This window comes from Microbispora oryzae, from assembly GCF_017896165.1.
Taxonomy (GTDB): Bacteria; Actinomycetota; Actinomycetes; order Streptosporangiales; family Streptosporangiaceae; genus Microbispora; species Microbispora oryzae.
The window spans coordinates 212,676-227,002 of record NZ_JAFCNB010000003.1 but is presented as its reverse complement, the minus strand read 5'-3'; the positions used below and the strand labels follow the sequence as shown (position 1 = coordinate 227,002).

Annotated in this window: 9 protein-coding genes; 1 reads left to right on the top strand and 8 read right to left on the bottom strand. The window is 69.4% G+C overall.

From position 1 onward, the window contains the following. Positions 1-86: 86 nt before the first annotated feature. The 5 genes from JOL79_RS07590 to metH all read right to left on the bottom strand — a co-directional run bounded on the left by JOL79_RS07590 (position 87) and on the right by metH (position 7,993). The gene (locus JOL79_RS07590) at positions 87-1,862 is read right to left on the bottom strand and encodes an ABC transporter substrate-binding protein (RefSeq protein ID WP_210154962.1); all 1,776 of its coding nucleotides are present in this window, start codon (positions 1,860-1,862) and stop codon (positions 87-89) included. Positions 1,863-1,917: 55 nt separating this feature from the next. Next, positions 1,918-2,916: an ABC transporter permease gene (locus JOL79_RS07585; RefSeq protein ID WP_210154961.1), complete on the bottom strand. Its 999-nt coding sequence runs from the start codon at positions 2,914-2,916 to the stop codon at positions 1,918-1,920. Between the two features lie 250 nt (positions 2,917-3,166). Next, positions 3,167-3,709 carry a cellulose synthase gene (locus JOL79_RS07580; RefSeq protein ID WP_210154960.1) on the bottom strand — a complete coding sequence of 181 codons (543 nt, stop codon included), beginning with the start codon at positions 3,707-3,709 and terminating at the stop codon, positions 3,167-3,169. A gap of 82 nt (positions 3,710-3,791) precedes the next feature. Then, positions 3,792-4,433, bottom strand: a complete 642-nt coding sequence (locus JOL79_RS07575) for an HAD family hydrolase (RefSeq protein ID WP_210154959.1) — start codon at positions 4,431-4,433, stop codon at positions 3,792-3,794. 95 nt (positions 4,434-4,528) lie between these two features. After that, a complete protein-coding gene (gene metH / locus JOL79_RS07570; protein ID WP_210154958.1) occupies positions 4,529-7,993 on the bottom strand; it encodes a methionine synthase in 3,465 nt (1,154 codons plus the stop codon). 259 nt (positions 7,994-8,252) lie between these two features. Between metH and JOL79_RS07565 the strand changes: the two genes are divergently transcribed. Then, the gene (locus JOL79_RS07565) at positions 8,253-9,107 is read left to right on the top strand and encodes a PAC2 family protein (protein ID WP_210154957.1); all 855 of its coding nucleotides are present in this window, start codon (positions 8,253-8,255) and stop codon (positions 9,105-9,107) included. Here JOL79_RS07565 and JOL79_RS07560 read toward each other — a convergent pair. From JOL79_RS07560 to JOL79_RS07550, 3 genes are read right to left on the bottom strand one after another with little or no spacing between them, the layout of a single operon-like run. Beyond that, the gene (locus JOL79_RS07560) at positions 9,104-9,595 is read right to left on the bottom strand and encodes a hypothetical protein (protein WP_210154956.1); all 492 of its coding nucleotides are present in this window, start codon (positions 9,593-9,595) and stop codon (positions 9,104-9,106) included. The genes JOL79_RS07565 and JOL79_RS07560 overlap by 4 nt on opposite strands. Continuing rightward, positions 9,595-13,764, bottom strand: coding sequence for a hypothetical protein (locus JOL79_RS07555; protein ID WP_210154955.1), 4,170 nt, complete (start codon positions 13,762-13,764; stop codon positions 9,595-9,597). Before JOL79_RS07555 ends, JOL79_RS07560 begins: the two co-directional genes overlap by 1 nt. Positions 13,765-13,823: 59 nt before the next feature. After that, a complete protein-coding gene (locus JOL79_RS07550) occupies positions 13,824-14,234 on the bottom strand; it encodes a hypothetical protein (protein WP_210154954.1) in 411 nt (136 codons plus the stop codon). Between the last annotated feature and the right edge of the window lie 93 nt (positions 14,235-14,327).

Below are 14,327 nucleotides of genomic sequence, written 5' to 3'. Positions count from 1 at the left end.
TGATCTCGGCCATGACGGCCGGGCCCGGGGGCCCGGCCGTCGAGGCCTTCACCTGCTTTCTCGAACGCCGCCGATTACCTGCAGGATTACTGGGTGCTCAGCGTGAGGAACTCGTACATGCCCCAGTTCTGGCTGATGAACGCGTTCTTCAGCGTCGCGGGGCGGTAGAACAGGCCGCGCGCCCAGACGTAGGGAAGGATGTACGCGTCGTCCATCACCTTCGAGTCGACCTGCGACCACAGCTGGTTACGCGCGGTGGCGTCCTGCTCGATGGCGGCCTTGTCGATGAGCTTGTCGACCTCGGGGTCCTTCACGCTCAGGTTGGTGTTGCCGGCCGACCGGATGATCCGGCTGTCGACGATCTGCTGGAAGAAGCCGAAGCCCTCGGGGTAGTCGGCGCCCCAGCCGTAGACGATGATGCCCAGGCCGTTCTTCTTGGCGAAGTCGGGCTTGCCGGCGTAGAGCTTGAAGTAGTCGCCCTGCGGGAACGGCTTGATGTCCAGCTTGATGCCGACCCGGTCGAGCGACTGCTGCAGCGCCTCGGCGGTCTGCTTCTCGGCCGCCCGCTCGGTGCGGTAGGAGATCGAGGTGCTGAAGCCGTTGGGCTGGCCGCAGGCCTGCAGTTCCTGCTTGGCCTTGTCGACGTCGCCCGTCGGGTGCGCCTCGACGCCGTACGGGTCGATCTTCTGGTAGCCGGTCATGACCGGAGGCATGATGCTGAGCGCGATGTCGCCGCCGGCGACCGGGCCGCCGTACGCGCCCTGGATGGCCGAGCGGTCGGCCGCGTACTCCACGGCCTTGCGGCAGTGGATGTTGTCGAGCGGCGGCACGTCGCCGTTGATGTTGGCGAACCAGGTGCGGGCCAGGGCGGCCGAGTCGGCGTACTGCTTGCGCTTGGGGTCGGTCAGCACGGCCTTGCGCGCGTTGGCCCCGACGCCGGTGCTGTTGATCTTGACGTCGATCTTGCCGGACAGCAGCCGCTGGTCGAGGTCGTCCTCGTTCTGGCCGAGCAGCACCTCGACGGAGTCGTTGAGCTGCTTGCGGTTCGGGTCGGTGGCCGGGTCCCAGTTCGGGTTCTTCACGAGCTCGATGCGCTTGCCCAGCTCGTGGGTCTGGAACATGTACGGGCCGGTGGAGACCGGGTGCTCCTTGTACTTGGAGCCGGTGTCCTTCGCCTCGGGCACCGGGGCCGTCTGCGGGAGCATCGCGAAGTAGTCGAAGCCGCCGTACGCCTTCTTCAGGTGGAAGACGATCGTCTGGTCGTCGGGCGTCTCGATGCCCTTCCAGTCGTCGAGCTTGCCCTTCATCTTGTACGGCCCGGTGTAGTCACCGGTGTCCAGCCAGTCGTTGAAGTACGTCGGGCCGCTCGGCAGCACGTCCTTGTCGAGGGAGCGCGCGACGGCGTACTTGACGTCCTTGGAGGTGACCGGCGAGCCGTCCTCGAACTTCAGGCCGGGGCGCAGCTTGTAGGTCCAGGTCTTGCCGCCGTCGCTGGCCTTGCCGAGGCTCTCGGCGAGGTCCGGCACCAGCTCCAGGCCCTCCTTGCCGGGGACCGGCTTGAACATGACGAGCGCACGGGTGTACAGGCGGGCGAAGTTCCACGCGTAGCTGTAGTACATGTCGCCGGGGTCGACCGAGTCGAAGTCGCCGGGCATGCCCATGTGGAGGGTGCCGCCCGTCTTGTCGGACGGGTTGACGACCTGGGTGACACCCGCGTTGTACTCGCTCGACGGCCCCGCCGCGGCGCCGCCGCCGCTGCCGCTGCTGCTTGAGCCGCTCTTGGCGCCGCCGCCGCAGGCGGAGACGGCTAACGCGAGACTGGCCGTGACGGCCAGCACCGACGCAGTGGATCGAAGGTTCATCGACCTGAACACCCCTTTTATCTAGGAGCCGGGAAATGGCGGGACATGCACGCGATCAGCGTGACTTGGGGTCGAACGCGTCCCTGAGACCGTCGCCGAACAGGTTGAACGACAGAACGGTGATGAAGATCGCAAGACCAGGGAAGATCATGTAGTTGGGCGCCACGTCGTAGTTGTGGACCGCGTCGGCCAGCATCCCGCCCCACGTGGGAGTCGGCGGCCGCACGCCCACGCCCAGGAAGGACAGCGCGGCCTCGAACAGGATGTTCGACGGGATGAGCAGGGTCGAGTAGACCAGGACCGGCGCGAGCAGGTTGGGCAGGATCTCCCGGAACAGGATGCTGTGGTTGCGCGCGCCCAGGCTCCGCGCGGCGTCGACGAACTCCCGTTCGCGCAGGGAGAGCGTCTGGCCCCGGATGATCCGCCCGATGTACGGCCAGTTGAAGAAGCCGATGATGAACACGAGCAGGCTGATCCGCAGCGCGTCGCCCGACAGGCCGAACGCCTTGTCGGGGATGACACCGGCCAGGGCGAGGGCGAAGACCAGCAGCGGGAAGGCGAGGAAGATGTCCATCAGCCGGCTGATGATCGCGTCGACCCAGCCGCCGAAGAACCCCGCGATCATCCCCATGACCGTGCCGAGCAGCACGCACAGCAGGGTGGCGAAGAACGCGATCAGCAGCGAGATCCGCGCGCCGTACAGCACGCGGCTGAACAGGTCGCGGCCCGTGGTGGGCTCGACGCCGAACAGGAAGTCGCGGCTGATTCCGCCGAACGCGCCGATCGGAGCCTGGATGGCCGGGTCGATCTTCTCCCGGTGCCACTCCGCCGGCGGATGGCCCAACCATGACACCAGCAGCGGCGCGAAGACCGCCACCAGGATCAGGATGATGACCACCGCCGCACCGGTCATCGCCACCTTGTCACGCTTGAGCCGCATCCAGGCGATCCGGCCGAGCGAACGGCCCTGGATCGCCTGACGCCCCGCCCCCTCGAGGACGACCTCCGGCGGCGCCTCGGATTGAGAGCCGGTGACGTCCAGCGGTGCGGTCATTGGTACGGGCCCCCTGGGTCACAGACGACATTGTTCGGAGGCCCGGCCGTTTAGCCGCGCCTCTGGAACGGACAATGTATGCGCTGAGCTGGGATGACCAGTCCCCAGACGACCGCTGTGGCTTAACTGTGATTTATGCGAAACTCATTCGTATCGATCTTGACAGGTTGTGTCGGCGTCTCGTTCCGGTTCTGTCGCGGTTCCGTGACACACGTTCCGGCAGGTCTCCACGTCTCGTCAGATGAGACGATCAGCCGATCCCCCGGCGCTTCAGGATGTCCTCGATCTCCGAGAAGTCGCCGTCCCCGGCGGGCTCGGCGGTCCGGCCGCCGACGGGCCGGGGAGCCTCCTTCGCGCGGCCCGGGGCGGACGCTCCGGCCGCGCCGCCCGGCGCCTTCCCCGCCGCACCCGCCGCACCCGCCGCGCCGGCCGTGCCGGTAGCACCGCCCCCGTCCGGCTGTGCCCGGGACCGTCTGCGGGCGCGGGACAGCGTACGGCCGCGCAGCGTCCCGGAGACCACGAAAAGCACGGCGGACAGGCCCGCCAGGGCCACGCCGGCCCAGACCGACGGCGAGAGGACGAGGCCCGCCACGAACCCCACGATCGCCGAGCCGATGTTCCACAGCGTGCGCAGCGCCCCGGTGAGGTAGGCGGCGAGCGGCAGCAGCGCCCACGCGGTGGCGCGCAGTCCCGCGACCGCTCCCCTGCGCCGGAAGGCGAGGTAGGCCAGCCCGGCTCCCACGGCGGTCAGCCCGCCGCACAGCGGCAGCCAGGCGATGTCCTCGAATCTCATGACGGGCCCCCTTGTCGCGGCGTACCTCCATCCTGGCACCCCGCGCGGCGCCGCGACGGATCACGGCGGCGGCCGTTCGCCCTCAGCTGATCATCGACCGGAGCAGGACGGGATCCACCTCCACCAGGGACGGCATGATCAGGCGGCCCGGCGCGGCGGCGATGGGCAGGAGGCTCGGCACCGCCAGGACCCGGCAGCCCGCGGCGGTCGCGGACGCGACGCCGTTCGGCGAGTCCTCCAGCACGACGCAGCGCGGCGGATCGACGCCGAGGAGCGTCGCCGCCGTGATGTACGGCTCCGGGTCGGGCTTGGTCAGCGTCACGTCGTCGGCCGTGACGATCACCTCGAAGTGCTCGCGGCCCACGCTCTTCAGCACCGCGTCGGCGATGACCCGCAGCGACGAGGTCACCAGCGCCGTGCGGATCCCCTCGTCGGCGAGGGCCCGCAGCAGTTCCTTGGCCCCCGGCATGGTCACCACGCCGGTGGACAGCCGGTTCACCATCCCGTCGATGAGCCACTCGCCCACGAGGGCGGGATCCTCGTCGGCCCCGGTGAGCTGGAGCATGTACGACACCGTCCGGTCCCACGAGCCACCCACCAGCTGCTCCTGGTGCTCCGGCCCCCAGGATCCGCCGAGGCGGGTGACCACCTCGGTCTCGACCTCGAACCACACCCCCTCGGTGTCGACCAGCAGCCCGTCCATGTCGAACAGCACAGCGTCCACGTGGCCCCTTCCCCCGGCGAGTGCCCCCGATAAGGGGGGACCAACATGGTAGACGTCCGTGCCGGGCGGCTTCGCCCCCGGCGGGGGCGAAGCTCTCACACGTTGAAGTACTTGGCCTCGGGATGGTGTGTGATCAGCGCGGACGTGGCCTGCTCGGGATGGAGCTGGAACTCCTCCGACAGCGTCACCCCGATGCGTGCGGGGTCGAGCAGCTCCATGACCTGCACCTGGTCCTCCAGGTTGGGGCAGGCCGGGTAGCCGAACGAGTAGCGGCAGCCGGCGATGTTGACCTTCAGCATGTCGGCCAGCGCCTCGTCGCCCCCGATGCCCAGCTCGGACCGCACCCGCGCGTGCCAGTACTCCGCGAGCGCCTCGGTGAGCTGGACGGACAGCCCGTGGAGCTCCAGGTAGTCGCGATAGGAGTCGTTGCCGAACAGCTCGGCGGTGGCCTCGCTCACCCGGTTGCCCATCGTGACGACCTGGAAGGCGACGACGTCGGTCTCGCCCGACTCCCTCGGCCGGAAGAAGTCGGACAGGCACAGGTGCCGGTCGCGGCGCTGCCGGGGGAAGCTGAAGCGGGTCCGCTCGTCTCCCGCCTCGTTCAGGATGATCAGATCGTCGCCCTCGCTGACGCACGGGAAGTAGCCGTAGACGACGGCCGCCTCCAGCAGGTTCTCCGTCTGCAGCCGGTCGAGCCACATCCGCAGCCGCGGGCGTCCCTCGGTCTCGACGAGCTCCTCGTATGAGGGACCGTCGCCGGCCCGCGACGCCTTGAGGCCCCACTGCCCCATGAACGTCGCCCGCTCGTCGAGGAACGCGGCGTAGTCGGCCAGCGGGATGCCCTTCACGATGCGGTCGCCCAGGAACGGCGCGGCCGGCACCGGGTTGTCCGTCTTGACGTCCGAGCGGGCCGGCAGGTCCTCCACGGCCGTCCGCTTGAGCACGGCGCCGGTCTTCACCCGGCGCTCGCGCAGCGGCGGCAGCGTGGCGCCGTCCTCGCCCCGCTTGACGGCCATGAAGGCGTCCATCAGCCGCAGGCCCTCGAAGGCGTCCCTGGCGTACCTGACCTCGCCCTGATAGAGGTCGGCCAGGTCCTGTTCGACGTACGCCCGGGTGAGGGCGGCGCCGCCGAGGAGCACGGGGTATCGGTCCGCGATGCCCCGTGCGTTCATCTCCTCCAGGTTCTCCTTCATCACGACCGTCGACTTGACCAGGAGGCCGGACATCCCGATGACGTCGGCCTTGTTCTCGTCGGCGGCCTCCAGGATCGTGGAGACCGGCTGCTTGATGCCGAGGTTCACCACCTCGTAGCCGTTGTTGGTCAGGATGATGTCGACCAGGTTCTTGCCGATGTCGTGGACGTCGCCCTTGACGGTGGCCAGCACGATCCGGCCCTTGCCCTCGCCCTCGACCCGCTCCATGTACGGCTCCAGATAGGCGACCGCCGTCTTCATGACCTCGGCCGACTGGAGCACGAACGGCAGTTGCATCTCGCCGGAGCCGAACAGCTCGCCGACCGTCTTCATGCCTTCCAGCAGCACGTCGTTGATGATCTCCAGGGCGGGCCGCTGGGCGAGGGCCTCGTCCAGGTCGGCCTCCAGGCCCTTGCGCTCACCGTCGACGATGCGCCGCTTGAGCCGCTCCCACAGCGGCAGCCCGGCCAGCTCGGCGGCCTTCCCGGCCTTCATGGACGCGGCGTCGACGCCCTCGAACAGCTCCATGAACCGCTGCAGCGGGTCGTAGCCCTCGCGGCGGCGGTCGTAGACGAGGTCGAGCGCGACCTGCCGCTGCTCGTCGGGAATGCGGGCCATCGGGAGGATCTTGGACGCGTGCACGATCGCCGAGTCGAGCCCGGCGTTCACGCACTCGTTGAGGAACACCGAGTTGAGGACCATGCGGGCGGCCGGGTTGAGGCCGAACGATACGTTGGACAGGCCCAGCGTCGTCTGCACCGCCGGATAGCGCCGCTTGAGCTCGCGGATCGCCTCGATGGTCTCCAGGCCGTCGCGACGGGTCTCCTCCTGGCCGGTCGCGATGGGGAACGTCAGGCAGTCGACGATGATGTCCTCGACCCGCATGCCCCAGTTGCGGACCAGGTCCTCGATGAGGCGGGTCGCCACCCGCACCTTCCAGTCGGCGGTGCGCGCCTGGCCCTCCTCGTCGATGGTCAGCGCGACCACGGCCGCGCCGTGCTCCTTCACCAGGCGCATGACCTTGGTGAAGCGCGAGTCGGGCCCGTCGCCGTCCTCGTAGTTGACGGAGTTGACGACGGCCCGGCCGCCGAGCATCTCCAGCCCGGCCTCGATGACCGCGGGCTCGGTGGAGTCGATCACGATGGGCAGGGTGGAGGCCGTGGCGAAGCGGAACGCCAGTTCCTTCATGTCGGCGACGCCGTCGCGGCCGACGTAGTCGACGCACAGGTCGAGCAGGTGCGCGCCGTCACGGGCCTGCGCCCGGGCGATCTCGACGCACTCCTCGTAGTCGCCCGCCAGCATCGCCTCGCGGAACGCCTTGGAGCCGTTGGCGTTGGTCCGCTCGCCGATGGCCAGGTAGGAGGTGTCCTGCCGGAAGGGGACGTGCTGGTACAGCGACGCGGCCCCCGCCTCGGGGCGGGGACGGCGCGGCGCCCGCTCCCGGCCGCCCACCCGCTCGACCACCTGGCGCAGGTGCTCAGGCGTGGTGCCGCAGCAGCCGCCGACCAGGGCCAGGCCGTAGTCGCGGGTGAAGCCCTCGTGGGCGTCGGCCAGCTCCCCCGGTGAGAGGGGATAGAACGCGCCGTCGGAGGTGAGCTGCGGCAGGCCCGCGTTCGGCATGCAGGACAGCGGCACCTTGGCGTGCCTGGCCAGGTAGCGCAGGTGCTCGCTCATCTCGGCCGGGCCCGTGGCGCAGTTGAGGCCGATCAGGTCGACGCCGAGCGGCTCGATCGCCGTCAGCGCCGCGCCGATCTCGGAGCCGAGCAGCATCGCGCCGTTGGTCTCGATCGTGACCTGCGTGATGATCGGGACGTCACGTCCGGCGTCCTCGATCGCCCGCTTGGCCCCCACCACGGCGGCCTTGACCTGGAGCAGGTCCTGGCAGGTCTCGATGATCAGCGCGTCGGCGCCGCCCGCGATCAGACCGGCGGCGTTCTCACGGTAGGCGTCACGCAGCGTCTCGTACGGCAGATGGCCCAGGGTGGGCAGCTTCGTCCCCGGTCCCATCGAGCCGAGCACGAACCGCGGGCGGTCGGAGGTGGACCACTCGTCGGCGCGCTCACGGGCGAGCCGCGCACCGGCCTCGGACAGCTCGAAGATCCGGTCGGCGATGCCGTACTCGCCGAGTGCCGCCTGGTTGGCGTTGAACGTGTTGGTCTCGACGCAGTCGACCCCGACCGCGAGGTAGGCGTCATGGACGGCTCGCACGATGTCGGGACGGCTCACGTTGAGCACGTCGTTGCAGCCCTCGTGGCCCTGGAAGTCGTCAAGGGTGGGGTCGTAGGACTGCAGCATCGTCCCCATGGCCCCGTCTGCGATCAGAACTCGCTCGGACAGCACTGCGCGGAAGGACGGTCTGCTGGTCATGGAGCAAGAATATCCGTCCGCAAAGAGCCCGGCGCATGCGGTGATCACCGTGGGCGGACGCGCGCGAGACCCGCGCGGACACCGGGCATCCCGCCGGACGGGCCGGCGTGGACCGTTCACGGGACCGTGCACGGGATTGCCGGAGGCATGTCCGGGGAGCCACGCCGGGACGCCGCGCACACGGGAGTGACGCCCGGGTCCCCTTACCGAATAGTCTTGGGGTGGGTAATACTGCGAAGGCCAGTAAGGGAGGCGGCGCGTGATCGAGTTCGAAGGGCTCCCCGAGCTCGTCGACCCGGTGCTGATCGCCGCGTTCGAAGGGTGGAACGACGCCGGCGAGGCGTCGAGCGGCGTTATCGCGCACCTGGAGGCCGAGTGGAAGGCGACTCCGCTGGTCGAGCTCGACCCGGAGGACTACTACGACTTCCAGGTGACCAGGCCCGTCGTCGAGCTGGGCGACGGGGTCACCCGTTCGATCACCTGGCCCACCACCCGTCTGATGCTCGCCCGCCCGCCCGGCGCGAAGCGTGACGTGGTGCTGCTGCGCGGCATCGAGCCCAACATGCGCTGGCGGTCGTTCTGCGCCGAGATCGTCGGCCTCTGTCACGACCTCGGTGTCGACCTGGCGATCCTGCTGGGCGCGCTGCTCAACGACTCGCCCCACACCCGTCCGGTCCCGATCGTCGGCTCGGTCAGCGACCCGGGCATGGCCCGTGCCCTCAACCTGGAACTGACCAAATACGAGGGTCCCACCGGCATCGTGGGGGTGCTGCAGCACACGCTCGGCGCCGCCGGGCTGCGGACCGTGTCGCTGTGGGCGTCCGTCCCCCACTACGTCGCCCAGCCGCCCAATCCCAAGGCGACCCTGGCGCTGCTGCGCCGGATCGAGGACATGCTCGACATCCCCATGCCGTACGGCGACCTGGCCGAGGAGGCCCGTGCCTGGGAGCACGGCGTCGACGAACTCGCCGCCCAGGACACCGAGGTGGCCGAGTACGTCAGGGAGCTGGAGGAGCGCAAGGACGCCGCCGATCTGCCCGAGGCGAGCGGCGACGCCATCGCGGCGGAGTTCGAGCGCTACCTGCGCCGCCGCGACCGCGGCACCGACCGCTAGCCTCCGGCTCTGACGACAACCACGTTGGACGCGGGGACGTCCGCCGGACAGGCGACGTCGACGACGGTGACCACGGGATCCGCGGCGGGCCCGCCGGAGAGCCGGACGCAGACCGCCGCGGCCACGCCGGCGTAGTCGAGCCCACCGCCCGCCTGCCCGCCGGACATGAGAACCATGTCGGCGTCGACGGTTCCGCCGGCTCCGGGTCTGAGCGTCACGATGGCGCCGCTGTGGGAAGTGCCGTCGCGGCGTCCGAAGTCGAGTTCGAGCGCCCTCATCGTCTCCTCGGCGGAGGCCCGCCCTGATCGCCAGCCTTCCCGCAGCAGGCCCGTCATCCGCGTCCTGGCCTCGTCGAGCTCGTGCCGTACGGATCGCGTGGCCTGCTGGACGGCTCGCTCGCGCGGCGACTCGACGAGCGCGCACGCCGGAGCGGTGGCGGCGAGGAATACGCTCGCCGCCACCGCCAGACCGGGCAGTCGCCGACGCATCAGAATCCGGGCGCCAGAGTGACCGAGTTGAACGCCTGGGTGTACAAACCGGCACCCAGCTCGAGGTTGGGGTGGAACGACTGGGCGGACTTGCCGGGGAGGTTCCACTTGCCCGGCAGCAACGAGTCGTCACCGGGGGTGAGGTCGGTCACCAGCTCATGGATGGCCTCGTTGCCGTCGCCCGTGCACGCGCCGTGTTCGCCGTTGACACCGAAGTAGGGCCTCGGGTCGGCCACCCTCAGCGTGATTCCCGCCAGCGCCGGGTCGCTCGGCAGAGCCAGCATCATCTGATCCATCAGGTTGGCCATCTCGCTGGTCCAGTCGACCTCGCTCTGATCGATGATCTGGCCCCCGACGGGCCCGCACGGCGCCCCCACGACGATCGGATACCCCATCAGGAGAATCTTCGCGTTCGGCGCTTCCCGGTGGACGATCCGCAGGGTCTGGATGATCGAGTCACGCACCTTCCCGTTGATCCGCTCCGGCACGGCGACTTTCAGGGGATCGGATCCGAACGCGGGCAGCGAGACGTCCTGGCAGGGGTCGTCGTCGAGGAGGCAGGCCTGGATGATCGGTCCGAATCCGGTGTCGTTGCCGCCGATCCCGAGGATGACCAGAGTGGTGTTCCGGTCCAGGAAGCCCTTGTCGATCTGGGACAGCTCGCCGTACTGGCCGAGCACGGTGTCGCCGAAGGCGTTCCGCTCCCCCAGGGGCAGGACGTTCTCCGTCTCGGCTCCCGAACAGGCGATCAGGTGGTAGTCCATGTTCGAGTCCCAGGCATCGGCTCGCGCGCCGATCGAGGTGGTGGAGTCGGCCAGCCTTCCCATCCGGGACCACGCGTACCTGGACCGGTGGCACGCGTTGCGGAATCGGGGGTCACCGGCGAGCTGGCGGGGGTAGTTCGGGTCGTTGGCCCGCTGCCCGGTGCCGTTGTTGTCGCTGTCGCGGTAGTAGTCGACGCCGCCGGTGTGCGAGATGCCCTCACCCGAGGAGTAGGAGTCGCCCATGGCCACCACGATGTTCCGCGGCTTGGCGGGCAGCTTCTGGAAGGCGACCGCGTCCCAGGCTATGGCCGTGGAGCCGTTGCCGAAGGGCTCCGCCGGATCGCCGTCACCCGGGGAGTCGGCGACCCAGTTGGTCAGGCGCACGTAGGGCGTGCCGGCGAACTGGAACACGCCGAGCGAGACCCAGGCGTTGGCCTCCAGGCGCTGCGGCAGAGTCCGCGTCTGATAGATCGCGCCGGTGCCGGGGTCCACGAGCGGACCCACGGTGTACGGGGCGCGCTGGGACCACGCCCGCCGGGCCGGCAGATGGACGAACACCCGGGCCCAGCCGTTGACGGACTGGTTCAGCGTCCACGTGCCGGTGACCTTGAACACATTCCCGGAATGCGCGCTGTCCCGCGTGTAGGCGAACCACTCGTGCCCGCCGAAGCCGTTGCCGAGTTGCTGGAAGTCGGCCTTGGCGGGAGTACGCCCCTGGGAGTCGCGGCCGAACTCGAACGCGAAGCTGCCCGAGTTGGTCCACTTGGTGTTGTCACATTGGCCGCGGACCGGTGGCACGCCGTCGGGCACGTCGTCGACGATCAGCGCCCCTGTGGGCAGGCCCGGCGTCGTGCAGGGATACCAGTAGTCCGTGGGTTCCTCCCGCTCCTTGCCGGCCCAGGTGCCGTCGTACCGGATCGCCCCCTCGTTGCCGCACGTCGAGGAGCAGTCGGCCTTCCAGACCTTGGGCAGGTGCCACCAGCACTTCGAGTCGCTGCGCTGGCAGACGCCCGCGGTCGGGACCGGGAGGGCGTTCGTGCCGGGCTGGCAGTTGTTGTGGTTGTCCCCGCCCGCCGAGCTCGGCACGCAGAAGGCGTTGACGTCCACGAGGACCGTGGATTCGGTGGCTCCCGGCGGAAAGGCCGGCACGATCCTCCCTCTGTCGGCGGAGGTGTTCCACCAGGCGGCGTTGTATCCCGCCTGGGTCATCCACTTGTTCGCCGCGGTGTCGTAGTAGTCCTTCGCGATCGGCCAGGCCGCCCACCCGAGAACCTTCTCCTGGTACGGCCAGTCCTGCGGATGCGCGGCGTCCGCGTAGGTGTTGTTGTTCAGGAATGGACGGCGACCGGGCTTGTACGCCGGGTTGGACGGATTGTTCGCCCAGCCCACGCCCCATGCTCCGTTGTTGGGCACGCCGTCCTTGTCCACGCCCGACGCCTCGGACTTCGGGTGCCAGCCGGAGTTGTAGGCCCAGACCGCCAGGTACCAGTTCTCGATCCGCGACGGGTCACCGTTGTTGATCTTCGCCTGGCCGCCGGTGTCCTGCCAAACCTCGTTCCACTTCCTGGTCAGCAGCTGCAGCCCGGCCGCGATGTTGGTCACGTAGTCCACAGCGATCATCCGCTGCTGGTCGGCGGACAGGAGCCGTTCACCTGGGCGCTCGTATCCGGCCCGGCGCATGCCGTCGGTCATCTGCGTGACGCCGTAGCCGCAGTCGGCCTTGGAGAAGTCGATGGCCCAGTCGTTGGAGGTGTCGCTGTCGTAGACGTTGACACCATAGAAGTTGCCGACGAGTGGGTTGCCCGTCTCGCCTTCGACCACGTTGCGCTGCGCCTGCCACAGGTTGGACTCCTGTGCCAGGATCCCGAGCATGATGTTGGTCGGAACCCGGCCGCCCGTCGTCCCCTTGAGATCATCCGCGGGGAACAGCGACTGCGGCGACCAGGCCGGCAGCCCCGATCCTTTCCAGCCGGGCCCCCGTGTGACCGTGAGGCGTTTGAAGACCAGCTGGTCCACAGCCCACTCCACCTGCCTCCAGTGCGGCTGGTACACCTGGGTCCTGACGTCGTTGCGCGGGACCGCACACGAATACCCCTGGTCGACGGGGTCTTCCGCGCTCGCCGTCGTGCTCGTGGCCGCCGTGGTGGCGAGCCCGGTGGCGAGCAGGCGTGGGTTGGGCGCGCGGCCCGACTTCGACTCGGGCGACACGCGCGCCTCGGGCTCCACCGCGAAGCTCAGCCGGCTCTGCGTGGCGGGGACCAGCGCCGTCAGGTCGATCGTGGTGGCCACCCCGTCGTCGCGGCCGACGCCCTGGATCCCGGTGCCAGAGTCGGCGACGCCGCTGGTGGGACGGAGGCTCCGGCTCGCCGCGCTCTGGATCACCAGTTCGCCGAGCGAGGAGACCTCGGCGTCGCCCGGGGCGGCCAGTGCCGACACGGCGGCCGGCAGAGCCGACGTCGTGCGGGCCCCGAGCAGGAAGACCCGGCCACCTGTGCCCGCGCGCACGGAGGTCGCGCCCAGTGGCCCGGTCGCGAGCGTGCGGGTGGCGTCACCTCTGTGGTACTTCACGGTGACCTCGCCGCCGGTGTGCTCGGCGAAGGTGAGACCGCCGTCCCGGTCGGGGCGCAGGTCGAAGGGCACGGAGCTCGTCGTGGCCCTCGTGGTGAGCGCGCCCTTCGCCGACACCTCGACCAGGCGCGATCCGGCGGCGGCCATCACCGTCCCGGCCACGGGGACGGCGGAGGTCAGCTGCCCGGGTGTCACCGATCTCCGGGTCACCTTGGCGTTCGTGGTGTCCACCACGAGGAGTCGCGTGGTGTTGTGGTTCTCCACGGAACCCTGCGTGAGAACCGCCTTCCCGTCGGCGCCGCAGCCCGGGTTGAAGTAGGCGAGCGACACCTGGTCCTTCAGCTTGGTCACCTCGCCGGTGGCCATGTCGACGATCGCGGCGAACGCTCCCCGGTTGAACAGTGTGTCCCGGTTGGTGAAGTGCCGGGGTGCGTAGACGGCGACGACCCGGCCTCCGGTGCCGGTCATGCAGGCGTTGCCGATCCACTGGTCGGTGTCCATGCCCGGTTCGCTCAGCGTGGCGAGTGTGCGCCACTGGTAGCCGGTGCCCGCCTCGGCGACGAGCACGTGGAACCCGGTCGCGTCGCCCGCCGTGGCCAGCGCCCGGTCGTCCGACGCCCGCCATCCCTTCCGCAGGACGCGATCGCGTACCGCCGAGTCGACGACCGACCGATCCGCGGGGCGGCCGGGCGGGTCTTCCGCGGTGACCGGCGGCGGTGTCGGACCGCCTCCCGGCGGGGTCGCCACCGCGGGCCCACCGCCCGCCACCACCGCTCCCAGAATGAAGGACAGGACAAGAAACAGGACGAACGCATGCCGTTTAGGCGCGCTTTTCATTCCGTTCTCCAGGCAGGCGAAAGGCTATGGGGTAATCCAGCGGAACGGACAGAGCCGCACTAGAGGCAGTCTCTCCACGCGATCGAACTGATGGTGTCGTTCATCCCCCACGGGCTGAGGTCGTTGACCATGTAGCCGTCATTGTCGCCGTAGGGGATGATCAGTGCGTTGCCTCCATAGTCGGCGTTCTGAAAGAGAGCCGGCTTGCAGTAGGCGTCGCCATTCAAGACGGAACTCGTCCGGTCGTTCACGATCGCGTTGCTGGGGGCGGGCCACGAGCCGCTGAAATACCAGAAGGTGTCATCGGTGAAGTTGGGATCCGCGTTGAAGTAGTCGCGCCGCCCGCCACCGCCGTACCAGTGCTCGAAGACGCACACTTCCCTTTCCGTGCAGTATCCGTCGTTCTCGTCGGCCCACGCGGGTGTCGCCACGGCGCCGACGGCGACGGCGCTCGCCAGAAGTGCGCTCACCAATGCGGGAATTATGACCCGAGTTCCGCGTCGCCTGTTCATCTTGTCCTTCCGGGTTCGGCCGTTCGGGGCCAGGATTCGTCCGTGCGGTTC

Bases quoted from the DNA above. Each gene is read 5' to 3' on its own strand.
- JOL79_RS07590 (WP_210154962.1), bottom strand. From the start codon at position 1,862: ATGAACCTTCGATCCACTGCGTCGGTGCTGGCCGTCACGGCCAGTCTC.
- JOL79_RS07585 (WP_210154961.1), bottom strand. From the start codon at position 2,916: ATGACCGCACCGCTGGACGTCACCGGCTCTCAATCCGAGGCGCCGCCG.
- JOL79_RS07580 (WP_210154960.1), bottom strand. From the start codon at position 3,709: ATGAGATTCGAGGACATCGCCTGGCTGCCGCTGTGCGGCGGGCTGACC.
- metH (WP_210154958.1), bottom strand. From the start codon at position 7,993: ATGACCAGCAGACCGTCCTTCCGCGCAGTGCTGTCCGAGCGAGTTCTG.
- JOL79_RS07560 (WP_210154956.1), bottom strand. From the start codon at position 9,595: ATGCGTCGGCGACTGCCCGGTCTGGCGGTGGCGGCGAGCGTATTCCTC.
- JOL79_RS07555 (WP_210154955.1), bottom strand. From the start codon at position 13,764: ATGAAAAGCGCGCCTAAACGGCATGCGTTCGTCCTGTTTCTTGTCCTG.